Source organism: Streptomyces sp. NRRL S-244 (assembly GCF_000717915.1).
Lineage (GTDB): Bacteria > Actinomycetota > Actinomycetes > Streptomycetales > Streptomycetaceae > Streptomyces.
The window spans coordinates 254,429-277,793 of record NZ_JOCX01000008.1 but is presented as its reverse complement, the minus strand read 5'-3'; the positions used below and the strand labels follow the sequence as shown (position 1 = coordinate 277,793).

Genomic DNA, 23,365 nt, shown 5'->3' with positions numbered 1-23,365 from the left:
CTCAGACGACGGTGAGCTGATCGAGCCGCTTCTCGAGCAGGATCACCCCGTACACGCGACCGTCCTTGCCCTCCTTGTGGGGGAACTCCCCGACCACCCGGTAGCCCGCACCCCGGTAGTACGCGAGCAGCCGGGGGTTGGTGGAGACGCAGTCCAGCCGCGCCCGCGGCAGTCCGGAACCGGCGATCCGGCGCTCGGCATGTTCGAGTATCCGCCGTCCGGCCGCCGCGGGCGCGCTCTCGCGGTCCACCATCAGCCGGTGCACGTAGCCGGCGACCGGCGGCTGCACGCCCCAGGCCTCCTCGTCGGACCACCACAGCTCGTACGCGCCGATGATCCGCCCGTCGGCGTCCCCGGCGAGCCACACCTCGCCCTCGCGCATCTTCGCCAGGAAGTGCGCCGCGTCCTTGTCCCCGGGCTTCCACTGGTCGATCCCGTGCTTGCGCATCCACCGGGCGGCCTGGTCGTACAGCGCCACCAGCGTGGCGGCGTCCCTCTCCACGGCACGCCGGAACAAGATCCCGTCATTAATGATCACGGGCGCATTATCACGCGGATGATCACCGGGCGTTGGGAACGACGGGCTCCACCGTCGGGGGCACGAGCCCCACGAGCCGCCCGACCAGCTCCCCGAACGGCCCGTCGGCCGGCTCGTCCGCGAGGATCCGGCCGAGGATGGCGGCCATCTCCGCGTCGTACGCGGCGCTCACGGCGGCCAGCGCGGCGAAGTCGTGCACGAGCTGGAGCTCCAGCTCGGCCCGCGGGATCTTCCGCCCCTCCAGCCAGATCAGCGCCGTGGATTCCGCGAGCGACACCCAGGACCGCACCACGAGCTCCAGCCGCGCGGGCGGGTTCTCGATGCCGATGTGCGTGACGATCTGCAGGTACGCGGCCTGCCGGACCTCGTCGATCATCGCGTTGGTCCGGTTGCTCCCGACGGCCGGGCCGCCGCGCATCAGCGCCGAGAAACCGGGCCCGTGGTCGTCGACGAACGCGAAGAACCGGCCCATGACGCGCAGCAACCGCGCCCCGAGCGGCCCCTCCCGAGGCTCCACGAACCGCTGCGCGAGCTCGTCGGCGGCCCGCCGCAGCGCGGCCTCGTACAGGCTCAACTTGCCCGGAAAATAGTGGTAGACGAGCGGCCGCGATATCCCCGCGGCCGCCGCGATCTCGTCGATCGACACGTCGTCGGGCGACCTGAGGCTGAACAGCTCCAGGGCCACCCCGATCAGCTGCTGCCGCCGCTCCTCGACACCCATCCTGCGCCGCGTCCCGGTAGTCATGCGCCACACCCTACTGGGCCTGCGGCAACGCTCAGAGATCGAGGACCAGGTGGTCGTCCTGGGCGCGGGAGACGCACAGGAGCATCGAGTCCTCGCGCTCCCGGTCCGTGAGGAGGGTGTCGCGGTGGTCGACCCCGCCTGCGAGGACGCGGTGTTGGCAGGTGCCGCAGAAGCCCTGTTCGCAGGAGTACGGGGTGTCGGGGAGCTCCCGGCGGACCGCGGCCAGGGCGGATTCCTCCGCCGCGACCTCGATCGTGCGGCCCGAGCGGTGGAGTTCGACCGTGAAGGGGCGGGAGGTGCCGGCCGCGGGGGTCGCGGTGAAGCGCTCCAGGTGGACCGGGGTGCCGGGCGGGGCCGCCGCTTCGACCGCCGCCATCAGGGGGGCCGGGCCGCAGCAGTAGACCAGGGTGTCCGGGCCCGCCGCCGTGAGTGCGGCAAGGTCGGGGAGGCCCGCCTCGTCCTGCGGGGTGACGGTGACCCGGGAGCCGTACGGCTCCAGTTCGGCGAGGAACGGCATCGAGGCGCGGCTGCGGCCGCCGTAGAGGAGGGTCCAGTCCGCGCCGGCCGCCGTGGCCGCCCGCAGCATCGGGAGGACGGGCGTGATGCCGATTCCGCCCGCCACGAAGAGGTACGAGGAGGACGGCTCCAGCACGAAGCGGTTGCGGGGCGGGCGTACGGGGAGCTCCGCGCCCTCCGTCAGCTGCGCGTGCGCCTCGCGGGAGCCGCCGCGGCCGTCCTCGACCAGCCGGACCGCGATCGTGTAGCGGCCCGCGTCCGCCGGGTCGCCGCAGAGGCTGTACTGGCGGACCAGGCCCGAGGGGAGCTGTACGTCCACGTGCGCGCCCGGGCTCCACGGCGGGAGTTCCGCCGATTCGAGGGTCAGCATCAGGACCCCGTCCGCCGGCTCCGTACGGGACACGATCAGTGCGGGCAGCCAACGGCGCGGGGAGTGGCCCGAGACCGGGGTCTCCAGCGCAGGCAGGGGCCACAGGGGGGAACGGGCGATGCGCCCCCGCAGGGCGCGCCGGGTCAGCAGCGCCGCGCCCGCCACCGCCGCCAGCTTCAGGGCGCGGCTCATGCCGTGGCACCGCCGTTCGCGCCGGGGGAGGAGGCCAGGTAGGCCACGGCCTGGGCCGTCGATCCCTCCTGGGAGGGGTGGTACGTACGGGACAGGTACGTCGGGATCGACTTGAGCATCGCGCCCGCCGAGGGCAGCGTGCCCTGCCGGCCCGCCCGGAAGAACTGGCCGAGGGAGGCCTTGGCGGCGGGCAGCTCCGGGTCGTTCTCCATGAAGAAGCGGGCGCCCCGCTGCCACAGGAAGACGAGCGCCGTGAACGCGGTGGCCCAGGTCCGGGCCCGCCGGTGGTAGCCGCCGTCCACGTGCATGAAGAGGTCGAAGGCCACCGAGCGGTGCTCCACCTCCTCCGCTCCGTGCCAGCGCAGCAGGTCCAGCATCACGGGGTCCGCGCCCCGGCGGTCCAGTTCGTCGGCGTTGAGCACCCAGTTCCCGAGGAACGCCGTGTAGTGCTCGATCGCCGCGATCAGCGCGACCCGCTCCATGAGCCACCAGTGGCGGGCCTTGCCCGGGGGCAGGGTCCGGTCGCCGAGCAGCTTCTCGAAGAGCCAGTCCACCTGCGCCGTGTAGGGGGTGGGGTCCAGGCCCAGCCGCTTGAGGTGGGGGAGCACGTCGTCGTGGGCGGCGGCGTGCATGGCCTCCTGGCCGATGAACCCGACGACGTCGGCGCGCAGTTGCTCGTCCTTGATGTACGGGAGCACCTGCTTGTACACGTGCACGAACCAGCGCTCGCCCGCGGGCAGCAGCAGGTGCAGCACGTTGATGGTGTGCGTGGCGAACGGGTCGCCGGGCAGCCAGTGGAGCGGGGTGTCCTCCCAGCCGAAGGACACGTTCCGGGCCTTGAGCGCGATGTGTTCCGCCGCCACGGGGGCGGGCGCGTGCGGCGTATTAGACATGGCGTCAATGTACTGAGGGGTAGGGGAGAGGAAAAGCCCTCTGCGGCCATCAAGTTCCGGCCCGAGGGCCCTGGGCGTGCAGAAGTCCCCCGGGCATGCAGAAGTCCCCCGGGCGGGCATGCCGCGCCCGGGGGACTTCAGGGTCCGGTTACCGCTCGGCGTGCCCGCTCGCGAGCGCCCACTCGCGGTTGAGGGCGCCGAGCGGGATCTTGCGCTCGAAGAGCGGCGTGCCGAACAGGGAGAGCTGCAGGTGCAGGTTCCCGCTCAGGTCGAAGCCGCCGTACAGCGCCCACGAGCCGCTGAGGGAGGTCTTGCCGTCGCTGGACGCGCTCGCCTTGGCGTCGGCCTCGCCGCGCAGGTACGGGGCGAAGTCCGCGCTGACGCCGACGGCCCCGTACAGGCCGACGGAGGCCTCGGCGCCGAGGGCGCCCTTGACCTTGCCGGAGGCGGTGACGGTCGCGGTGACCGGCGTGCTCTTGACGTTGGACTGGCTGACCGGCGTCCAGCCCTTGCCCAGCGCGTAGCTGCCGCCGATCTTGAAGTCGCCCTTGACGTCCTGCTGGACGTCGAGGGTCACGCGGCCGTCGGCCTCCACCTGCACGTAGCAGGTCAGGTCGAGGTTGACCACGACCGGCACCGGGCCGACCTGGATGACCGGAGCGGTGTGCAGCTTGGCGAACGGGATCCGCTTGGGCGCCCCGGTGCTCGCCGCGGCGCGGCCCTGGAGCTTCCACTGCGAGGACCAGTCGCCGCTCATGCCGAGGAAGGCGCCGCGCGGCCCGGAGCCGCCGCCCGGGGTGCCGTCGTACGAGAACTCCACCTGGGGGGCGAGCTGGACGAAGCCGGAGACCGAGGCGCCGGCCGAGGCGGGGGCGTCGGGGGCGGTGTCCACGGCGGCGTTCACGTCGAGCCGCAGGTTGCCCAGGGGCAGCTTCGCGCCCTCGGGGCCGAACTTCACGCCGCCGGTCTTGGCCCAGGAGAAGGTGACGCCCTTCATCAGGGGCTCGACGGTGACCGAGGACGGGTCGACGGGGACCTTGCCGCCGGCCTTGTCGTCGTTCAGGACGGAGGCCAGCGTCGTGGAGGCGGTCTTGACCTCGGTGCCGCGGTCGGTCTTCCCGATGACCTCGGTGACCTTGGCCAGCAGGCCGTTGGGGGCGCCGGGCGCCGGTGCGCTGGCGATGACGTCGCCGACCGCGACGGGCTTGTCGGCCTCGGGGGACTTCCCCGGCTCCGGGGACTTGCCCGTGTCGGGGGACTTGCCGGTGCCGGGGTTCTTGCCCGGCTCGGGCTTCTTGCTCGGCGAGGAGGACGGGGCGGGCCCCTGCGGGGCCTTGGCTATGACGGCCCGTCCGGTCGCCTGGTCGTACGAGGCGACCTTCAGCGAGGACTGCTCCGTCCTGCCCTTCCCGCCGGCGCGGGCCACGGCCGCCGGTGTCGGCGTACCCTGCGGCGCCGCGGCGACGTCGAGCTGCTGCGACGTGCCGTCGCCCGAGGGCGCGAGGGTGGCGGGGGCGGCCGCGTCGGCGGCGCCGGTGTGCGGGGTCGAGGAGCAGCCGGTGGCGGTGAGCGCGAGTGTGGTCAAGCCGGGGAGCAGGAGCCGTCGGGCGAGCATGCGCACGTGGGGGAACCTTCAGTACGTGAGGGGTGTGAGTGGGTTACCGCGTGGTAACCGGAATCCGATCATGCCATGTGTGCCCGGTGGCAGTCATGTCCGGATCCCGCCAACTCCCCGACGACTCTTGACGGTTGAAGATTCACCCACGTGCCGGTGGGGCTACCGGAGCACCCCCGCCTTCGTACCGTCCGTCAGCTTGCCCGCCAGCTCCACCTGCGCGCCCTCCGGTGCCTTCACCGCCAGCCGGTTGCCGTTCGCCGCCCCGTTCACCCCGCCGCCCGACACCGACAGCGAGGCGAACTGCGCACTGCCCGCCGCCAGCACGTACCACTGGCCGGCCTTCGACTTCCACAGCACGCCCGCCAGCACCCGCGGCTCCCGCGCCCCGCACGCGGGCGAACCCTCCGCCTTCGCCGCCTGCGCCGCCAGCGGCGCGCCCGGAGCCAGGAACTGCGCCTGCACCCGGTCCTCCGTACCCGCCCAGGTCTCGGCCCGGGTGCACAGCCAGGTCGCCGTACCGTCGCCCTCGGGCAGCGGCTGCTTCGCGTACGTCCAGGCGTTGACGCTGCGGACGCCGTGCGAGCGGACCGACGGCAGCAGGCACGCGATCCGCGACCAGTCGCCGAGCTCCGCCCCCTCCGCCACGTCGCGCTCCGCGCCCGGCGCGCCCGAGGTCAGCCGGGCCGGGGTCAGCTCGCCGAGGTCGGTGACCAGCCGGGTGGCACCGCCGCCGGTCAGGGCCAGGGCGTTCCAGCCGGTGCAGTTGCCCGCCGGGGCCGGGCTCGCCACCGGCGGGGTGATCCCGTCCTGGCCCAGCTTCAGCACCGCCGGGGCCTCGCCGGGCTTGAGCAGGTCCCGCAGCCCCGCGCCGGTGACCCACGGCGCGGTCAGGTAGCGGACGTTGCCGTCGACCCGGCTCAGCACCAGCGCGGTCGCGCTCTCCGCCGAGGCGGCGTCGGTCCGGGCGAAGTCGAGGGCGGCGACCGAGGTCCCGGTGCGGGGTTCGGCGTACCGGACCACGCGCAGGCCGTCGTACAGCAGGACCACGACCGCCTGGTCGACGGTGCCCGCGAACAGCAGCTGCGGCGGGCCCATCGGAGGTCCGGGCGGGGTGCCGGGGGTGGCCGAGGCGACCACCGCCCGGCCGGGCCGGGCCCACACCGCCAGCGCCCGGCGCAGCAGTTCGGCGTCGTCGGTGCGGTTGCCGCGGGCGGGCCAGGTGGAGAAGCCCGTACGGGACGACGTACGCCAGGCGGCGGGCGCGACCCGGACCAGCTTGCCCGGATCCAGGGCCTGCTCAGCCGCCGCGTTGAGGGCGTACGGCGGGGCCGCGGCCCCGTCCGCGCCCCAGCCGCCGCCGGGCAGCGCGAGCAGCGCCCCGCACACGGCGAGGGCGGCCGCGGCGGCCAGCGCGGCCCGTGTGAACCGGCGCCGGCGCAGCAGGTCGGTGGGGCGCGCCTGGAGTACGCAGGGATCGAACTCGGGGGACGCGAACAGGGAGTCGTTGGCCGGGTCCCCCGATTCCGCGACGGCCGCGGCGGGGTTCGTGACCCCGGCCTCGGTGAGCACCCGGAGCACTTCCGGCTCCGGCAGCCGTTCCAGGGCGCGCAGTACGCAGGCCGCCCGGCCGGGCCCGTCGAGAGTGGCCAGCCACTGGTCCAGGGCCAGCTCCTCGGCCCCGCCGGAGCGGGGGAACAGCCGCAGCCCCCACACCTGGGGGAGCAGTGGAGGCAGCTGCGCCCGCCGGGGCAGCGCCCGGAAGGTCAGCGGAATCCCGGCCTCCAGGGCGGCGCGCAGCACCCTCAGCCGTACGTACGCGTACCCCGAATCGGCCCCAGGGGTCCCGCGCTGGCCCGGGACCCCGCCCTGCACGGCGGCTGCGGCGGCGGCTTCCGTCCCGGAGCCGCGCCGCCCGCGCGGGAGCGCCCGCTGGGCCAGCGAATGGGCGGTGAGCACCCGCCGGTTGCGGCCGAGGGCGGGCGGCAGCACCAGGTAGGCGAGCCGCACCAGCCGCGGGTAGTGCTCGACGATGGCGGCCTCGGCCAGCTCGACGTCGGGCGGCACGGGAGACGGGGGGCGGGTGGCGGTGTCCGGCGCAGTCACGTTCAGCAGAACGAGCGAATCGTCGGATGGTCACCCGTCCCCAGGTCGCACGTTCGGGTCAGACCCGGGGCAGGCGCGGGCCGGACGTGGTCCGGACCCGGGTCGGACGCGGGTCGGACCGAGGTCGGAGCGTCACGCCGTCAGGCGGGCGCGGAGCGCCTCGACCGCCTCGTCGGGGACGCCGAGACCCTCGCGCACGTACTTCTCCATCGAGCCGTAGCGCGTGCTCACCTCGTCGAGCGCCGCCTCCAGGTACTCGGGGAACACCCCGATCAGGCCCAGCGCGATGTCCGGGTTGCCCCCGGCGACGGTGAAGCCCTCGATCATCGGTGCGAACGCCTGCTTGACCGCCGGATTGACCGAGAGGTATTCGGCCATCAGGGTCTCGTCGTCCGCGCCGAGCAGCGACAGGACGACGGTCGCGCCCCAGCCCGTGCGGTCCTTGCCGGCGGTGCAGTGGAACAGCAGGGGGCCGGCCTGCGGGTCCGCGAGCTCGGTGAGCAGGGTCCGGTACGCGGCCTGCGCCGAAGCGGTGGACACGAAGGACCGGTAGGTGTCGGCGAACAGGACCTGGACCTTGCCGCCGCCCAGGTGCTCCTCCGCCATCGCCGGGTCGGACAGCAGGTCCTTGAGCTGCGTGGCGGCCGGCATCTTCCCGGAGCTCAGCTTGTCGGCGAGGACGTCGCCGACCAGGAGGCGGACGCCCTCCGGTATCCGGTCCGGGTGGGCGGCGCGCTCGGCGTCGGTGCGGAAGTCGATGACCGTACGCAGGCCCAGCGCGGCCACGACCGGGTCGGCGGCCACGTCCAGGCGGTCGAGCTGGCCGGAGCGCAGGACCAGGCCGGGGCGGACGGTGCGGCCGCCGGAGAGGGGGGTGCCGCCGAGGTCGCGGAGGTTGGCGACGGTGGTGGAGGGGGTGGTCGTGGTCATCGTGGCGGCTCCAGCGGTGTGCGTACGGCGTGGGTGGTTCGGGTGGTGCGAGGGGTTCAGACGGTGTGAGCGGTGTGCATTCATCCGATTTTCGGATGCTTAGTCCCGGATAGGCAATCGAGGGCGAGGGAGATGCCGACCCCGATCCCCAGTGCCGCCAGATGCCCGGCGTCGGTGAACGTCCGCTCGCGCTTGAGCACCGGCCGTACGGCGAGCGCCAGCAGCCCCACCCGTGCGGCCGTACGGACCGGGCCGCGCGGCAGTACGGAGGTCAGCGCGCCGAGCACGGCGTTGAAGCCGTAGCTGCTGCCCACGTCCAGGGCCCGCCGGGTGGGCGCGTCGGCGCTCCCGCGCAGGGCGCCGAACACGAGGAGCGTGGCCGTGGCGTGCCCGAAGAGGAACACCCCGACCGTCCACCAGGCCCCGTACGCGTACTCGGCGTACCCGAGGACCGCGACGAGCAGCAGCGCGTACGGCAGCGGCATGGGCTCCTCGACGACGAAGGCGCTGCTCAGCAGGGTCTCCCAGCGGCCGGCGGCGAGATTGTCGACATTCGTCGAGCAGCCCCGCAGTACCCGGTCCCGCTCCGCCGTCCCCCGTCGTTCCAGGGCGTACGCGCCGAGCTGGACCCCGCCCGCATACACCACGCCGATGGCCGGTGGCGGCCAGAGCAGTGAATTCATCCGATCATGATCGGACACGACCCTCGGGCTGGCGGAACCGGGGCCCGTGCGAGCATGTTTCAGCCATGTCAGGAACTCCCGCGCCGCTGCGCGCCACACGGGCCGCGATGTTCGCGGCGGTGTGCACCGCATTGGGTGCTGTGGGGCATTCGTACATGTCTGGCGTAGGCATTCCCCTGATGGGCCTTCTGGGTGCTTTCGGGGTGACGGGCGGGCTCGCATGGCTCGGCGCCGGGCGCCGCCGCGGGCCCGTCGGGATCAGCGCGGCGCTGCTCGCCGTGCAGGGGGTGCTGCACCTGGTCTTCTCGGGCAGCCAGGCGGGGCACGGCGGCCACGCCGCGAAGAGCACCCCGCTCGGCACGCCCGTGCCCGGGCACCCCCACATGGCGGGCACGGCGATGCCGGACGCGGCCGGAGCCGCCGGTACCGGCGCCATGGACGGCATGGCCGGAATGCATGAGATGGCCGGGATGGCCGGCATGCACGGCATGGCCGGAACGAGCGGGATGGCCGACATGGCCGGGCACGGCGGCCTCGGCATGATCGTCGCGCACGTGCTCGCCGGCCTGTTCTGCGCCGCCTGGCTGGCATGGGGCGAGGCCGCCGTGTTCCGGCTGGCCCCGGTCCTCGGTGCCGCCGCGCTGCTGGCCGCCCGGCCGCTCGCCCGCGCGTTCGCGCTGCTCCGGGCCCGGGTGGCCCCCGTACCGGCGCCGGCCGCGCCCCGGCCTTCGTACGAACCCCCGCGCGGGCTGCGCGGAGCGGTGCCCGCCCACGCCCTGGTGCGCCGCGGTCCGCCCCGGTGGCGGGACACCCACGCCACGGCCCCCGGCCGTCTTGCCCGCGCCGCCTGACTGACCGGCGCACCTCCCGCATTGGCGAGGGGCGAGACCCGGGGCCCGATCACCCATGTCTTCGCCAACGCGCCAATACCTAGGACCCACATGTCCCTTGACGAGGTTCAGGACGTCCGCACCCCGGACGCCGCCGCACACACCGACGCACCCGCCACGCCCGACGCACCCGCCACATCCGACGCGTCCTCGAAGCCCGGAGCCTGGGCCGCCCTGCGGCCGCTGCTCCTGCGCATGCACTTCTACGCCGGAATCCTGATAGCCCCGCTGCTCTTCCTCGCGGCCGCCACCGGCCTGCTGTACGCGGGCTCCTGGCAGGCCGAGAAGATCATCTACGCCGATGAACTGACCGTCACCAGGGTCGGCGAGAGCACCGTGCCGCTCAGCGCCCAGCTCACGGCCGCCCGGGCCACCGTCCCGGACGGGAAGGTCGTGGGCGTATGGCCCGCGCCCGACCGCGAGGCGACCACCCGCGTGATCATGGAGGTTCCGGGGCTGGAGGAGGGCCAGACCCGCACCGTGTTCGTGGATCCCTACACGGCCCACGTCAACGGCCAGCTGACCACCGAAGGCGACGCGCTGCCGCTGCGCGCCTGGCTCAGCGAGTTCCACTCCAGCCTCCAGCTGGGCGAGTTCGGCCGGAACTACAGCGAGCTCGCCGCGAGCTGGCTGTGGGTCGTCGCACTCGGCGGACTCGCCCTGTGGATCGGCCGCCGCCGCTCCCGCAAGGCCCTGCTCGTCCTGCCCGACCGCGCCGCCACCGGCCGCCGCAAGACCCTGTCCTGGCACGGGACGGTCGGCCTCTGGGCCGTCGTCGGACTCGTCGGACTCTCCGCCACCGGCCTGACCTGGTCGAAGTACGCGGGCGAGAACATCGGCAAGCTCCAGGACGGACTCGGCGGCGCCACCCCCTCGGTGTCCGCGGCCCTCGCCCCCGGTTCGGACGCCGGCTCCGACGCGCACGCCGGCCACACCGGGCACACCATGCCCGACGGAACGGAGATGCCCGCGATCCCGGCCACCGCGGACATCGGCGTCGACAAGGCGGTGGCCGCCGCCCGCGCCGCCGGGGTCACCCACGAGCTGCGCGTCACCCTGCCCGCCAAGGGCAAGGGCTACGTGATCAAGGAGCAGGACAAGCAGCTGCCGGTCCACCTCGACTCGGTCGCCGTCGACCCGGCCGACGGCCGGATCATGGACGAACTGCGCTTCGCCGACTACCCCGTCCTCGCGCAGCTGACGCGCTTCGGCATCGACCTGCACATGGGGAAGACCTTCGGCCTCGCCAACCAGATCGCGCTCGGCGCGCTCGCGGTCGCGGTGATGTTCCTGGTCTTCTGGGGCTACCGGATGTGGTGGCTGCGCCGTCCCACCAAGGACCGGGCCCTGTCGGCCGGCCGCGCCCAGCCGCGCGGCGCCTGGCGCAAGGTGCCGCTGACGATGCTGCTCCCGCTCGCCGCCGTGACCGCCGTGGTCGGCTGGTTCGTACCGCTGCTCGGCATCAGCCTGGTCGCGTTCCTGGCGGTCGACGTGCTGCTGGGGGCGGTCGCGGCGCGCCGCGCAGCGGCTTAGTCCGGAGGCTGGTGGGCCCGTACTCCCGTACTCCGTGCGGGAGTACGGGCCCACCGTCCGTCCGCTCAGGGCGCGTACTTGTAGCCCACGCGGCGCACGGTCTGGATCGCGGAGCGGTGCGCCGCGCCCAGCTTGCGGCGCAGGCGGGCGACGTGGACGTCCACGGTCCGGCCGTCGCCGACGTGGCCGTAGCCCCAGACGGTGGTCACGAGCTGGTCCCGGCTGTGCACCCGGTGCGGGTGCGCCACCAGGTGGGCCAGCAGCTCGAACTCCAGGTACGTGAGGTCGAGTACCCGGCCGTCGACCTCGGCTGTGCGCTGGGCCGCGTCGATACGGACGATCCCGTCCCCGGCGGAGGCCGGGGCCGAGGGGGTGGGCGCGGGGGCAGGGGCGGGGGCCGGGGGCCGGGGAACGGACTGCGGGGCGAAGGCGATCGGCGGCTGCAGGTCGTCCGGCCCGGCCGGTACGAGGACCAGGTAACCGACCATCGGCGGCTGGCCCGGCAGCGTCGGCACGGCGTGCTGCGGCGCGGGCAGCCAGGTGGCGCCGGGCGGCAGGAAGTCGACCACGCGGGCGGCCTCGCTCCGCTCCACGGCGCGCAGCCGGGGGCGGGTACTGGGCGGATAGGCGAGGGGCACGGTCGCAGCGGTCGCGGCGGAGGCGGCAGAGGTCAGGGAACGGGTGTGAGACATGAGTGGTCAGCTCTTTCACGCGAAGTGGTCGGCAGGAGACGTACGTACGTCATCGCGTACCGCGCAGACCGAAGGCCTCGGGGGAGCTCTCTTGGCGGATCCCGAAAGGCTTTAGAGGGCCGGCGCGTTCTCCGTGCGGCAACACACCCGGTCGAAATCGTGATCCTGACGGGAGGGCCAGAACGGCTCGAGGTCGCTGCGACCGTTCGAGGTGTGTGAGTGGCTGGCCATGAGCGCCATTGAAGCAGATGTGGGGGGCCCGGGGCAGTTCCCGTCTCACCTGGTGGAGCGGAATCTCAAATTCCGCGATGCGCTCTCGAGTGGACCTCCGGTAACCACGACCGTGGACGCACAACACACAACGCACAACGCCCGCCGGGCCACAGGGGCTCGGCGGGCGTCGTGTCGCAGGGGCGGGGCGGGCCGGTCTCTCAGACCAGGCCCTCCTTCTTCAGGCTCGTGCAGCAGGTGTCCACGATGAGGCGGGTCACCACGTACGGGTCCACGTTCGCGTTCGGGCGGCGGTCCTCGATGTAGCCCTTGCCGTCCTTCTCCACCTGCCACGGGATGCGGACCGAGGCGCCGCGGTCGGAGACGCCGTAGCTGAACTCGTTCCACGGGGCGGTCTCGTGCAGGCCCGTCAGGCGCTCGTCGATGCCGGCGCCGTAGTTCTTGACGTGGTCCAGCGGCTTCGAGCCCTCGCCCAGCGCCTCGCACGCCGTGATGATGGCGCGGTAGTCCTCGCGCATCGCCTTCGTGGAGAAGTTGGTGTGCGCGCCCGCGCCGTTCCAGTCGCCCTTCACCGGCTTCGGGTTCAGCGTCGCCGAGACGTTGAAGTCCTCGGCGGTGCGGTACAGCAGCCAGCGCGCGATCCACAGCTGGTCCGAGACCTCCAGCGGGCCGACCGGGCCGACCTGGAACTCCCACTGGCCGGGCATGACCTCGGCGTTGATGCCGGAGATGCTCAGGCCCGCCGCGAGGCAGTGGTCCAGGTGCTTCTCGACGATCTCGCGGCCGAAGATCTCGTCCGAGCCGACACCGCAGTAGTAGCCGCCCTGCGCGGCCGGGAAGCCGCCCACGGGGAAGCCGAGCGGCCGGATGCCGTCGAAGAAGGTGTACTCCTGCTCGATGCCGAAGATCGGCTCCTGGTCGCCGAACTGCTCGGCGACCGGACGCAGCAGCGCGCGGGTGTTCGACTCGTGCGGGGTCATGTCGATGTTCATGACCTCGCACAGCACGAGGACGTTGTCGCCGCCGCGGATCGGGTCCGGGCAGGAGAACACCGGCTGGAGCACGCGGTCGGAGGCGTGGCCCTCGGCCTGGTTGGTGCTCGATCCGTCGAAGCCCCAGATCGACAGCGCCTCGCCGTCGGCCAGGATCTTCGTCTTGGAGCGCAGCTTCGCCGTCGGCGCGGTGCCGTCGATCCAGATGTACTCAGCCTTGTAGCTCACGGGCCCCATCCTTCGGTGCGTCGCTCCGGCGCAGACTCTGCGGGTGCTGCGTTCGTGCTGCTGTGTTTGTCGTACTGCGGTGCGTTGCGGTGTAGACCGCAGCGTGCCCGTTCGCGATTTCTCATCCGTTGCCCGTGTGTGAACCCCGTGTTACCGGGGTTTACGCCGCAGGTCGGGTGGGTTGTGCGGGTTGGTGGCAGCACACCCGTCCGAGTGGGGCAGACTGAGCAGGTGAGCATTTCGTACGATTTGACCTCGGCCGACGATCCCACCGACTCCCCCCGCCCGCCGGCCCGCCCCCGGGTCGGCCTGCTGGGCACCGGCCCCTGGGCCCACCGCACCCACGCCCCCGCCCTCGCCGCGCACGCCGGCTCCGAGTTCGCCGGAGTGTGGGGCCGTCGCCCCGAAGCCGCCGCCGAGCTGGCCGAGGCGTACGGCGTGAAGGTGTACGAAGACCCCGACGCGCTGTTCGCCGACTGTGACGTCGTGGCCTTCGCCCTGCCGCCGGACGTACAGGCCCCGCTGGCCGTACGCGCCGCCGCCGCGGGCTGCCAGCTGCTGCTCGACAAGCCCGTCGCCACGACCGTCGAGGAGGCCCGCGCCGTGGCCGACGCCGTCGCCCGGCACGGCGTCGCCGCCGTCGTCTTCCTCACCCTCCGCTTCGCCGAGCCGGCCGCCGGCTGGGTCGCCGAGCAGGCCGGCCGCTCGGGGTGGTTCACGGCGAGCGCCCACTGGCTCGGCGCCGTGTTCCCGCCCGACGGCACGCCCAGCGCCTACGCCGACTCGCCCTGGCGCAAGGCCAAGGGCGGGCTGTGGGACGTCGGCCCGCACGCCCTGTCCGTCCTGATCCCGGTCCTCGGCGACGTCACGTCGGTCTCCGCCACCCGCGGGCCCTCCGACGTGGTCCAGCTCGCCCTGCGCCACGCCTCGGGCGCCGCGAGCACGGCCGTACTCAGCCTGGGCGCGCCGACGGCGGCGGCCGGGGTGGGGCTGGAGCTGCGCGGGGCCGAGGGCGTCTTCTCACTGCCCAACTGGACCGATGTGCCGGGCGCGTACGGCCGCGCCCTGGACGCCCTGCTCACCGCCGCCCGCACCGGTGTGGCGGACCCCCGCGACGCGCGGTTCGCCGCCCGCCTGACGGAAATCCTGTCGGAGGCGGAGTCCCAACTCCCGGCCTGAGGGGCGGGGGCCCCGGCGGGGCCGCTCGCCGGCCGGCTATTTGATGACCGCGTTGGCCACGATGATGGCGAGGCCGATGGTGGCGTCCGCCATGCCGATGAGCAGGGCGGAGCCGAGCCGGTAGCCGACGCGCAGCGCTACGAAGGAGCCCCACGCGAACAGCAGCGCGGTGTTCAGACCGAGTCCGACGGCGGTCACCGTGGGGGAGTCCAAGTGGGCGACCCCGGCGATGACCAGCAGCAGGACGGTGGGCACAGTGCCCACGATCATCGGCCACTCGTTCCACAGCGCCCGCGAGAGCACCCGCCACCGGTGGGCGGCGGAGCCGGCCTGATGGCTGGTCATGTGGTGCGAGTAGCCGTGCGCGAGCGCGGCCGCCCCGGCGGTGACCAGTACCCAGCTGGCGTCGTAGAACGGGGTGTACTCGCCGCCCGCCTGATCGAGCGCGGCCAGCAGGCCGGACGCGAGCACGGTCCCGTAGACCCCGCCGAACATCCAGTCGGCACCCCGGCGCGGCGGGGGCAGGTGGGGCCGCGGGAGCTGCTGCGGGTGCGGTGCGCCCCGGGGGTCCTGCGCGTCCTGCGGGTCCGGCGCGTCCTGCGGGTCCGGCTGGTCCTGTCCGGTCTGCTCGTCGGTCATCGCTGTCCTTCGGCGTGGTCCTTCTGGTGCGGTACAACCCCTTTGCCCGGTTTCACACCCTAGGGGGTGAGGGGGTGAGGCCGAGATGAGGAGCGGCGCCGTACGGACCCTTCGGCGCGGCTCAGGGCCGGCGGGACAGGGCCTCGCGGACCGCTTCCTCGGAGCGGGCGACCACCGCCGTGCCGTCCTCCGCCGTGATGATGGGGCGCTGGATCAGCTTCGGATGCGCCGCCAGGTGGGCGATCCAGCGACCCCGGGCCGCGTCCGTCCCCTCGCGCGGCAGGTCCCGTACGCCGGTCTCCTTCGCGAGCGGGTCCGAGGTCCGCGTGATGTCCCACGGCTCCAGGCCGAGCCGGCCCAGGACCTCGCGGATCTCGGCCTCGGACGGCACGTCCTCCAGGTAGCGGCGCACCGTGTACTCGGCCCCCTCGGCGTCCAGCAGGGTCAGCGCGGCTCGGCACTTCGAACAGGCGGGATTGATCCAGATCTCCATGGCTCCCAGCCTAGTCAGAGCCATCCTGGCCAGGGGCTTTTGTCAGTGGTCCCCGGTAAAATCGAGGGAGAACGACAGGAAGCCAACTACCGTTTGGGAGGCTGTAGATGGCCACTGCCACGACCATTGAGCCCGTCAAGAAGAAGCCGCTGCCGGCGGGCCTGCCCCGCGAGTGGTACGAGAGCCACAACCGCCGTCTGAAGGCGATGCGGCTGGCGATATCCCTGCTCGACTCGGGGACGTACGACGCCCGCCGCGCCACCAACCGGAAGATCCGCACGATGGCGGTCCGCACGGGCATCCACCGCCCGTCGAACGTCACGTGCAAGCTGGTCCGCGCCTTCATCGTCAGCAACGGAGCCTGAGCCCCGCCCCTGCTCCCGACCGGTGTCCGGCCGGACACCGGCCGGGGGTGTACGCCCCCGCGCCCGATGATCCGCGCCGCCTGATCCGCGCCCGCGGATCAGGCCTCCGGGAGGGACAGGACCAGGAGGGCCACGTCGTCGCGGGGGCCGCCGTCGGTGAACTCCACCAGGTCCTGCCACACCGCCTCGACCAGCCCCGCCGGGTCCCGCTCCAGGGCCGGGACCCGGGCCGCCAGCGGGTAGAAATCACCCGCCGTGTCCCGGGCCTCGGTCACCCCGTCCGTGTGTGCCAGCAGCCGGTCCCCCGGCAGCAGCGGTACGTCGGCCACCACCGCCAGGTCCGGGCCGGCGAGCCCGAGCCCCAGCGGAGGGCCCGGTTCCACCGCCACCTCCGAGACCGTGGAAGCCCGGAGCAGCAGCGCCGGCGGATGCCCGCACGAGAGGATCCGTACGAGGTCCAGCCCGGGCGGGAACTCCAGCAGCAGCGCCGTCGCGAACAACTCCGGATGCTTCCCGGACCCGTCTGCCGAGGCGGACCCGTCTGCGGAGTCTGCCGATCCGGCCGAGTCTGCCGATCCCGGCGATCCGGCCGATCCCGTCGATCCGGCCGGGGCCGCCGAGCCCACGGTGTCCGCCAGGAGCCGGCGGTCCAGCCGGGCCGCCACCCCCACCAGCTCCGGGTCGTCCAGCACCGCCTCCCGGAAGGCGCCGAGCAGCGCGGCCACCGTGCCGACCGCCGCCAGGCCGTGCCCCTGTACGTCCCCGACCAGCGCCCGCACCCCGTACGGCCCGACCCGTACGTCGTACAGGTCGCCGCCGACCAGAGTGCCGCGCTGGGCGGCCCGGTACAGCCCGGCGCAGCGCACCGGACCGACCCGGTCCGGTACCGGCGGCAACACCGCCAGCTGGGCCGCCTCCGCGACGGTCCGTACGCTGACCAGCTGCGCGTCGCGGCGCCGCCGGACCCAGGCGATGACCACGCTCAGCAGCGCGACCACGGCCACCGTGGCCAGGTCGGCGCCCTGGGCGTGCCCGACCCCGAGGGACGACACGCCGAGCAGCAGCAGCACGATCCCGGCGAAGACGGCGGTGCCGGCCGCCCCGTACGCGAAAGCCGCGACCGGGGGCAGCCCTGCCAGGAAGTAGCCCAGCTCGATGTCGCCCGGGGTGGCCGCCTGTGCGAACACCAGCACCACCAGGGCCACGGGGGGCGCGAGCCGCGCCCAGCGCGGTGGCGGCTTCCCGTGCAGCCAGCCAGGCTCCTCCCGTCGGCGTCTCACCCCTCCACCCTGGTACGCGGGCGGGGGGCGCGCACGCCGGACCGGCCCGCCGGGTGGCCGTGCGGGGTCCGGACGCCGACAGTGGTCCCGTGACGGATGCGGATGCGGGCGGGGCGGGAACGGGCGGCGCCGGAGCGGGCGGCGCGGGAGCGGACGGGGCGGAGCAGAGCGCGGTGATCGGCTCGCGGCTGAACTGGCTGCGGGCCGGCGTGCTCGGCGCGAACGACGGGATCATCTCCACCGCCGGCCTGGTGGTGGGCGTGGCCGGGGCCACCACCTCGCGGGTGTCGATCCTGGCGGCGGGGGTGGCCGGACTGCTGGCGGGGGCGCTGTCGATGGCGGCGGGGGAGTACGTCTCGGTGAGCTCCCAGCGGGATTCGGAACGGGCCGAGCTGGAGACGGAGCGGCGGGAGCTGGCGGAGGAGCCGGAGGAGGAGCTGGCGGAACTGGCCGGGCTGCTGGAGGCCAGGGGGCTGAGCCGCGAGCTCGCGCGGGAGGCGGCGGTGCAGCTGACGGAGCGGGACGCGCTGAGGGCGCACGCGCGGGTGGAGCTCGGGATCAACCCCGACGAGCTGGTGAACCCCTGGCACGCGGCGTTCGCGAGCCTGGTCGCGTTCACGGTGGGGGCGCTGCTGCCGCTGCTGGCGATCGCGCTGCCGGGGCCGTCGCAGCGGGTGCCGGTGACGGCGGCGGCGGTGCTGGCGGCGCTGACGCTGTGCGGGGTGATCAGCGCCCGCCTGGGCGGAGCCCCGGCCGCCCGGGCGATCCTGCGCAACGTCACCGGCGGCGCCCTGGCGATGGCCGTCACCTACGCGGTGGGCACCTGGCTGGGCACGTCCTGACCGGGCCCCGGTCCGGAGGAGGGCCCTCCTCCGGGCGGAATCGGTGCGGCGGCGGCGGATGCGCCGCGGGGCGGACCGGCATCATGGGGGCATGCGTATCGCCATCACCGGTTCCAGCGGGCTCATCGGCCAGGCCCTCGTACGGTCCCTGCGGGCGGACGGGCACGAGGTGGTGCGGTTCGTACGGCGTAGGCCCTCCGCACCCGACGAGGCCGAGTGGGATCCGCGGCGCGGATACGTCGACCCCGCCGGGCTCGCCGGCTGCGGGGCCGTCGTCCACCTCGCCGGGGCCGGGGTCGGCGAACACCGGTGGAACGCCGCGTACAAGAAGGAGATCCGCGACAGCCGGGTCGCGGGGACGGCGGCCATGGCCCGTGCGATCGCCGCGCTCGACGTGCCGCCCGCCGTGTTCGTCTGCGGCACCGCCGTCGGCTACTACGGCGACACCGGCGACCGCGCCGTCGACGAGCACGCCCCCGCCGGACGGGGCTTCCTGCCCGAGGTCTGCATCGAGTGGGAGGCGGCCGCCGCCCCCGCACAGCTGGCCGGCGTACGGACGGTCTTCGCCCGGACCGGACTGGTCGTCGCCGCCGAGGGCGGGGCCTGGGGCAAGCTGTTCCCGCTGTTCAAGGCGGGGATCGGCGGCCGGCTCGGCAACGGCCGCCAGTACTGGTCGTTCATCTCCCTGCACGACGAGATCGCGGCCCTGCGGCACGCCATCGACACCCCCTGGCTGTCCGGCCCCCTCAACCTGACCGCCCCCGAGCCGCTGACCAACCGCGAGGTCACCGCCGCGATGGGCCGCGTACTGCACCGGCCGACGCTGTTCGCCGTACCGGCCCCCGCCCTGCGCGTCGTACTCGGAGAGTTCGCCGGGGACGTGCTCGGCAGTCAGCGGGTGCGCCCCGCCCGGCTGCTGGAGTCCGGCTTCACCTTCCGGTACCCGGGCATCGACGAGTCGATCCGAGCCGCGCTCGCCCGCTAGCCCGTACCCGCCGCCGGCCCGTACCCGCCCGGACCGCCCCACGGCACGCCCCTGCCCCCGTGCGACCGTTCGTGACCCGGATGCGACCGGTGTGCGACCGGAGTTGGCCGTAATACCCCACCGAACTCGGGTTCCCATGGAGCCCGTTGGGGGAAGGAGGATTCCCACACAGCCGCGCCGACCTCGGGGAGGGGCACGTGCTCACCAACTCGCACCGCACCGCACAGCACGCGGACGTCGTCATCGTAGGAGCCGGAGTCTCAGGACTCGCGGCGGCGCACCACCTGATCGCCGCAGGGGTCACGGTCACCGTCCTGGAGGCCGCAGGCGATCCCGGCGGCCGCATGGCCACCGAGCACGTCGACGGATTCCGGCTGGACCGGATCGGACAGTTGCTCAACACCTCGTACACGGAGCTCGACCGCACCCCCGGCCTGGCCGGCCTGGTCCTGAAGCCCTTCGCGCCGGGGGTGCTCGTCCACACCGACGGCCGGCAGTCCCGGGCCGGGGCGCTGACCCCTGCCCGCGCGCTGGCCAGCGGATCCTTCGACCAGGCCCGGCTCAGCGCGTACCTCGGCCGGCTCGCCGCCCTGCCGGTGGAACGCGTACTGGCCCGCCCCGAGCGCACCGCGCTCGCCGCCCTGCGCTCCCGGGCCCTCGGCGCGACCCTGCGCCCCCTGCTCACCGCGCTGCTGCGCGATCCGGAGCTCACCACCTCCAGCCGGGTCGCCGACCTGGCCCTGCGCACCTTCGCCCGCGGCCGGCTCGCCGTGCCCGAGGGCGGGGCCGCGGCCCTGCCCGAACTCCTCGCCGCCACCCTGCCGCCCGGCACGGTGCGCACCGGGGTCCGGGTCCGGTCGGTGGCGACCAAACTGGTCACCACCGAGGAGCACGGCGACTTCAGCTGCCGCTCCGCCGTCCTGGCCACCGGCGCGCGGGCCGCCGCCGAGCTCCTGCCGGGGCTGCGGGTGCCGGCGTTCCACGAGGTCACCGTCATCCACCACGCCACCGCGGCCCCGCTGCCGTGGGACGGCTCGCTCCTGCTCGACGGCGATCCCAGGTGGCCCGTCGCCCACACCGCCGTGATGAGCGCGGTCGACCCGACGCGGGCCCCGGCCGGCCGGAGCCTGGTCACCACCACCGTGCTCGGCCCGCCGCCGCCCGTCCGTACGGTCGCCTCGCGCCTGGCCCGGCTGTACGAGACCGGCACCCGGGACTGGGAGCTGCTGGCCGTCCACCACGCCCCGGAGGCCGTCCCCGCGATGCCGCCGCCGTACGACCTGCGCAGGCCGGTCCGGGTCCTGGCCGGGCTGTACGTGTGCGGCGACCACCGCGACTCCAACACCGTCCAGGGGGCGCTGCACTCGGCCCGCCGCGCCGCCACCGCCGTCCTGCGCGACTTCGGCATCCGGCTCCCGGCGAGCGCGGAGCCGGCCGTCCGGGCGGTGGCCTGAGAACCACCACGGACCGGGCCCGGTTCCCCCGCGGAACCGGGCCCACGCCCGTCCCCTCACGCGCTCACGACAGCGCCGCCACCCGGTCCCGGTACGTCCGCACCGCCGAGGCGTCCCGGTACGGCTCCAGCCGCCGCTCGAAGTCCCGTACGTACTCCACCGCGCGCACCGACCGCATCTCCATCGCCTGCTGCGCCGCCTCCGCGCCCAGCGCGCACGCCTGGTCCAGCTCGCCCAGCCCCAGCCGCGCCGTCGCCAGCACCACCCGGCAGAACAGCCGAGAGCGGGCGAACCCGGGCGCCCTCAGCTGGAGCGACCGCTCCGCGTGCTGCGCCGAGGCGCGGTACTGCTGGAGGTCCCGGTGGCAGTGCCCGAACTCGTCCGCCAGCTGCCCCTCGTCGAACAGCCGGGCCCAGTGCGGTACGTCGTCCCCCGCCCGGGCCGCGCCCAGCGCCCGCTCGGCCCGCACCAGCGAGGCCGTCGCCGCCCGGACCTCGCCCAGCACCGCGTGCCCGCGCGCCTCCGCCGAGTGCAGGAGCGCCTGCACCACGGGCGGCGGCCCCGAGCCGACGCCCTGCTGCGCGACGCGGGCCAGCTGCACCGCCTCCCTGCCGTGGCCGAGGTAGACCGCCTGCCGGCTCATGGTCACCAGCACGTACGAGCCGTACGGCCGGTCCCCGGCGGCCTGCGCCAGCCGCAGGGCCTGCACGAAGTAGCGCTGGGCGAGCCCGTGCGCGGCGATGTCGTACGAGGTCCAGCCCGCGAGCCGGGTCAGGTCGGCCGCGGCCGCGAAGAGCCGCCGCCCGGTGGTCTCCCCGTACGTGCCGCGCAGCATCGGCTCGGCCTCGTGCTCCAGGTAGCGCACCAGGGCCTGCCGGGCGTGCCCGCCGCCGTACGTGTGGTCCAGGGTCCGGAACAGCTCGCTGACCGAGCGCAGCGCCGCGATGTCCCCACTGGTCACCCGCTGGCCGGGCCCCCGGTCGATCTGCCGCTGCCGGGGCACCGAGCCGCGCCCCTGGACCGGGACGCGGGCGGCGGCCGCGGCGGCAGCGGCGGCGGCCGCCGGATCCGCGCCGCGGCCCACGCGCTCGTCGGCGCGCCCGATGAGCCAGTCCCGGCTGGGGACGACCAGCCCGGCCGGGGTGAACGCGATCTTCCGCAGCTCGGCGTGGGAGCCGGAGTCCTTGCGCCAGAGCCCGCTGGCGATGTCGACGGCCTCCTCCGGGGTGGCCGCGAACTCCAGACCCGCGTAGACGGGCGCGCAGGCGTCCAGTCCCAGGTCCTGTGCGGAGAGCCGTCGGCCCAGGCGCCGGGTGAACACCTCGGCGATCAGCGCCGGGGTGGTCCCGCGCGGCTGCTGCCCGCGCAGCCATCGGGTCACGGAGGTCTTGTCGTACCGCAGATCGAGACCGTGCTCCAGGCCGAGCTGGTCGACGCGGCGGGCCAGACCGGCGTTGGAGAACCCGGCTTCCGCGATCAGCGCCGCGAGCTGCCGGTTGGGGACGCGCTGGGCAGGTCGTTCCGTCATCGGCTCCACGGTTTCCTGACGTGACGGACCGGAGTCCCGGCCCTGTGAACGGCGTGAATGTAGCGGCGAACTCCGCTCATGCCGCCCCCTCTGTCCCACATTCATCCGATCGTGTGCAGAACCGGTAGGGCCCTTTACGGACTGACCCCCTCCGTCCGCGTACGCTGCGCGACATGACCCGCAGGACCAGGCCCTCCGCGGCGGAGCCCTCCGCCGACGCCACCGCACGACTGCCCGCACCGCTGCCCGCGCCCGAGCTGACCGAGGCCGAGTGCCGGCGGTGCGGCACGTACATCGCGGGGCTGGACGGGCGGTACGCGTGCGGCGTGTGCGGCTGGGTCAACGACCACTCGGAGGGCCACCGGCGGCTGCCGACGGCCGACGAGGACCCGGACCGGCCCGCGGCCCGGGGCCGGTCCCGGCGGCCGAGGCCGCTCCCGCCGGGCCCGCAGGAGGGCCCGTCCGGCCCCGCGGGGCCCGCGCGGACGGGCCACTGAGGGGGCGGAAACCGGCCGCCGTACCCTTGGCTGGTGCGATACGTGCACACGGCAGGTTCAACGAGGAGGCGCTGCGGTGGCTGAGCTTGGGTTTGTCCATCTGGGCTTCGGACCCGATTACGTCGAGTACACCCGGGCCTGGGAGGAGCAGCGACGGGTCCACGCCGCGCGCTTCGCGGACGAGATCGGCGACACCTGCCTCCTGCTGGAGCACGAGCCCGTGTACACCGCGGGCCGGCGCACCGCCGACAGCGAGCGCCCGCTGGACGGCACCCCCGTCGTGGACGTGGACCGCGGCGGCAAGATCACTTGGCACGGCCCGGGCCAGCTCGTCGGCTACCCGATCATGAAGCTGCCCCGCCCGGTCGACGTCGTCGCGCACGTGCGCCGGCTGGAGGAGGCGCTGATCCGCACCGCCGCCGAGTTCGGCCTGGAGACCACCCGGGTCGAGGGCCGGTCCGGGGTCTGGGTCCTGGGCGACCCGATCGAGGACCGTCCGAAGACGGGCGGGCTCTCCCTCGACCTCGACCCGCGGCTGACGGACGAGGAGTTCGACCCGCGCCTGAACGGCCCCGAGTACGCCCCCTCCAACGCCGGCCAGCGCCGCGAGGACCGCAAGCTGGCGGCGATCGGCATCCGCGTCGCCAAGGGCGTCACCATGCACGGCTTCGCGATCAACGTGAATCCGGACAACACCTGGTTCGACCGGATCGTGCCCTGCGGGATCCGCGACGCCGGTGTGACCTCGCTCTCGTACGAACTGGGCCGCGAGATCCCCATCGCCGACGTGCTGCCGGTCGTCGAACGCCACCTGAAGGACGTACTGGAGCAGGCGGAGCTGCGGCCGAGGGAGACAGAGCCCGCCGCGGGCTGACGACCGGGGGGAATGCGGCCGGTCACCGCCAGGTTGGCCGACGTAAGAGCGTATGAAATTACGGGCGTACCCTGG

The 23,365-nt window shown here is 74.2% G+C and carries 23 protein-coding genes; 9 read left to right on the top strand and 14 right to left on the bottom strand.

Features of this window, described 5'->3' with window-relative positions:
- Position 1 precedes the first annotated feature (1 nt).
- The 8 genes from IF02_RS0112345 to IF02_RS0112310 all read right to left on the bottom strand — a co-directional run bounded on the left by IF02_RS0112345 (position 2) and on the right by IF02_RS0112310 (position 8,588).
- The gene (locus tag IF02_RS0112345; protein ID WP_030156220.1) at positions 2 to 538 is read right to left on the bottom strand and encodes a GNAT family N-acetyltransferase; all 537 of its coding nucleotides are present in this window, start codon (positions 536 to 538) and stop codon (positions 2 to 4) included.
- Positions 539 to 560: 22 nt separating this feature from the next.
- Positions 561 to 1,283, bottom strand: coding sequence for a TetR/AcrR family transcriptional regulator (locus IF02_RS0112340; protein WP_030156218.1), 723 nt, complete (start codon positions 1,281 to 1,283; stop codon positions 561 to 563).
- Positions 1,284 to 1,314: 31 nt separating this feature from the next.
- Positions 1,315 to 2,361, bottom strand: a complete 1,047-nt coding sequence (locus tag IF02_RS0112335) for a PDR/VanB family oxidoreductase (protein ID WP_030156217.1) — start codon at positions 2,359 to 2,361, stop codon at positions 1,315 to 1,317.
- Positions 2,358 to 3,254, bottom strand: coding sequence for a metal-dependent hydrolase (locus IF02_RS0112330; RefSeq protein WP_030156215.1), 897 nt, complete (start codon positions 3,252 to 3,254; stop codon positions 2,358 to 2,360). The genes IF02_RS0112335 and IF02_RS0112330 overlap by 4 nt, the downstream gene beginning before the upstream one ends.
- A gap of 148 nt (positions 3,255 to 3,402) precedes the next feature.
- Positions 3,403 to 4,875 (bottom strand): hypothetical protein, encoded by a 1,473-nt coding sequence (locus tag IF02_RS0112325; RefSeq protein ID WP_106977271.1) that lies wholly within the window; start codon positions 4,873 to 4,875, stop codon positions 3,403 to 3,405.
- Positions 4,876 to 5,031: 156 nt separating this feature from the next.
- Complete coding sequence (locus IF02_RS0112320) at positions 5,032 to 6,975, bottom strand: hypothetical protein (protein WP_420708133.1); 1,944 nt, start codon at positions 6,973 to 6,975, stop codon at positions 5,032 to 5,034.
- A gap of 132 nt (positions 6,976 to 7,107) precedes the next feature.
- Positions 7,108 to 7,905, bottom strand: a complete 798-nt coding sequence (locus tag IF02_RS0112315; protein ID WP_030156210.1) for a tyrosine-protein phosphatase — start codon at positions 7,903 to 7,905, stop codon at positions 7,108 to 7,110.
- Positions 7,906 to 7,985: 80 nt separating this feature from the next.
- Positions 7,986 to 8,588, bottom strand: coding sequence for a rhomboid-like protein (locus IF02_RS0112310; RefSeq protein WP_051696161.1), 603 nt, complete (start codon positions 8,586 to 8,588; stop codon positions 7,986 to 7,988).
- A gap of 179 nt (positions 8,589 to 8,767) precedes the next feature.
- Here IF02_RS0112310 and IF02_RS34325 point away from each other — a divergent pair, with 179 nt between their 5' ends.
- Positions 8,768 to 9,439 (top strand): hypothetical protein, encoded by a 672-nt coding sequence (locus IF02_RS34325; protein ID WP_158708488.1) that lies wholly within the window; start codon positions 8,768 to 8,770, stop codon positions 9,437 to 9,439.
- Positions 9,440 to 9,529: 90 nt separating this feature from the next.
- The gene (locus tag IF02_RS0112300) at positions 9,530 to 11,011 is read left to right on the top strand and encodes a PepSY-associated TM helix domain-containing protein (protein WP_030156205.1); all 1,482 of its coding nucleotides are present in this window, start codon (positions 9,530 to 9,532) and stop codon (positions 11,009 to 11,011) included.
- A 65-nt stretch (positions 11,012 to 11,076) separates the two neighbouring features.
- Here IF02_RS0112300 and IF02_RS0112295 read toward each other — a convergent pair whose 3' ends face one another.
- Both IF02_RS0112295 and glnII read right to left on the bottom strand, forming a co-directional pair.
- The gene (locus tag IF02_RS0112295) at positions 11,077 to 11,703 is read right to left on the bottom strand and encodes a winged helix-turn-helix domain-containing protein (RefSeq protein WP_030156203.1); all 627 of its coding nucleotides are present in this window, start codon (positions 11,701 to 11,703) and stop codon (positions 11,077 to 11,079) included.
- A 431-nt stretch (positions 11,704 to 12,134) separates the two neighbouring features.
- Positions 12,135 to 13,154 carry a glutamine synthetase gene (gene glnII, locus IF02_RS0112290; RefSeq protein WP_030156201.1) on the bottom strand — a complete coding sequence of 340 codons (1,020 nt, stop codon included), beginning with the start codon at positions 13,152 to 13,154 and terminating at the stop codon, positions 12,135 to 12,137.
- A 237-nt stretch (positions 13,155 to 13,391) separates the two neighbouring features.
- Between glnII and IF02_RS0112285 the strand changes: the two genes are divergently transcribed.
- Complete coding sequence (locus IF02_RS0112285) at positions 13,392 to 14,333, top strand: Gfo/Idh/MocA family protein (RefSeq protein ID WP_234318179.1); 942 nt, start codon at positions 13,392 to 13,394, stop codon at positions 14,331 to 14,333.
- Positions 14,334 to 14,369: 36 nt separating this feature from the next.
- Here the strand turns inward: IF02_RS0112285 and IF02_RS0112280 are convergent, their stop codons facing one another.
- Positions 14,370 to 14,972 (bottom strand): hypothetical protein, encoded by a 603-nt coding sequence (locus IF02_RS0112280; protein WP_234318171.1) that lies wholly within the window; start codon positions 14,970 to 14,972, stop codon positions 14,370 to 14,372.
- Between the two features lie 121 nt (positions 14,973 to 15,093).
- Positions 15,094 to 15,465 (bottom strand): ArsC/Spx/MgsR family protein, encoded by a 372-nt coding sequence (locus IF02_RS0112275; protein WP_030156196.1) that lies wholly within the window; start codon positions 15,463 to 15,465, stop codon positions 15,094 to 15,096.
- 107 nt (positions 15,466 to 15,572) lie between these two features.
- On the opposite strand from IF02_RS0112275, the gene IF02_RS0112270 reads away from it, so the two are divergent.
- Positions 15,573 to 15,830, top strand: coding sequence for a hypothetical protein (locus IF02_RS0112270; protein WP_030156195.1), 258 nt, complete (start codon positions 15,573 to 15,575; stop codon positions 15,828 to 15,830).
- A 98-nt stretch (positions 15,831 to 15,928) separates the two neighbouring features.
- Here the strand turns inward: IF02_RS0112270 and IF02_RS0112265 are convergent, their stop codons facing one another.
- A complete protein-coding gene (locus IF02_RS0112265; RefSeq protein ID WP_037836104.1) occupies positions 15,929 to 17,110 on the bottom strand; it encodes a PP2C family protein-serine/threonine phosphatase in 1,182 nt (393 codons plus the stop codon).
- A gap of 173 nt (positions 17,111 to 17,283) precedes the next feature.
- Between IF02_RS0112265 and IF02_RS0112260 the strand changes: the two genes are divergently transcribed.
- The 3 genes from IF02_RS0112260 (at position 17,284) to IF02_RS0112250 (ending at position 20,391) form a co-directional block, all read left to right on the top strand.
- The gene (locus IF02_RS0112260) at positions 17,284 to 17,952 is read left to right on the top strand and encodes a VIT1/CCC1 transporter family protein (protein ID WP_051696159.1); all 669 of its coding nucleotides are present in this window, start codon (positions 17,284 to 17,286) and stop codon (positions 17,950 to 17,952) included.
- Between the two features lie 91 nt (positions 17,953 to 18,043).
- Complete coding sequence (locus tag IF02_RS0112255; RefSeq protein ID WP_030156189.1) at positions 18,044 to 18,937, top strand: TIGR01777 family oxidoreductase; 894 nt, start codon at positions 18,044 to 18,046, stop codon at positions 18,935 to 18,937.
- A 197-nt stretch (positions 18,938 to 19,134) separates the two neighbouring features.
- Complete coding sequence (locus IF02_RS0112250; protein ID WP_030156188.1) at positions 19,135 to 20,391, top strand: FAD-dependent oxidoreductase; 1,257 nt, start codon at positions 19,135 to 19,137, stop codon at positions 20,389 to 20,391.
- Positions 20,392 to 20,455: 64 nt separating this feature from the next.
- Here IF02_RS0112250 and IF02_RS0112245 read toward each other — a convergent pair whose 3' ends face one another.
- Positions 20,456 to 21,919: a hypothetical protein gene (locus IF02_RS0112245; protein WP_030156186.1), complete on the bottom strand. Its 1,464-nt coding sequence runs from the start codon at positions 21,917 to 21,919 to the stop codon at positions 20,456 to 20,458.
- Positions 21,920 to 22,092: 173 nt separating this feature from the next.
- Here IF02_RS0112245 and IF02_RS32365 point away from each other — a divergent pair, with 173 nt between their 5' ends.
- Positions 22,093 to 22,416, top strand: coding sequence for a hypothetical protein (locus IF02_RS32365; protein ID WP_037836102.1), 324 nt, complete (start codon positions 22,093 to 22,095; stop codon positions 22,414 to 22,416).
- A gap of 76 nt (positions 22,417 to 22,492) precedes the next feature.
- Positions 22,493 to 23,290 carry a lipoyl(octanoyl) transferase LipB gene (lipB, locus tag IF02_RS0112235; RefSeq protein ID WP_030156185.1) on the top strand — a complete coding sequence of 266 codons (798 nt, stop codon included), beginning with the start codon at positions 22,493 to 22,495 and terminating at the stop codon, positions 23,288 to 23,290.
- The last annotated feature ends 75 nt before the right edge of the window (positions 23,291 to 23,365 follow it).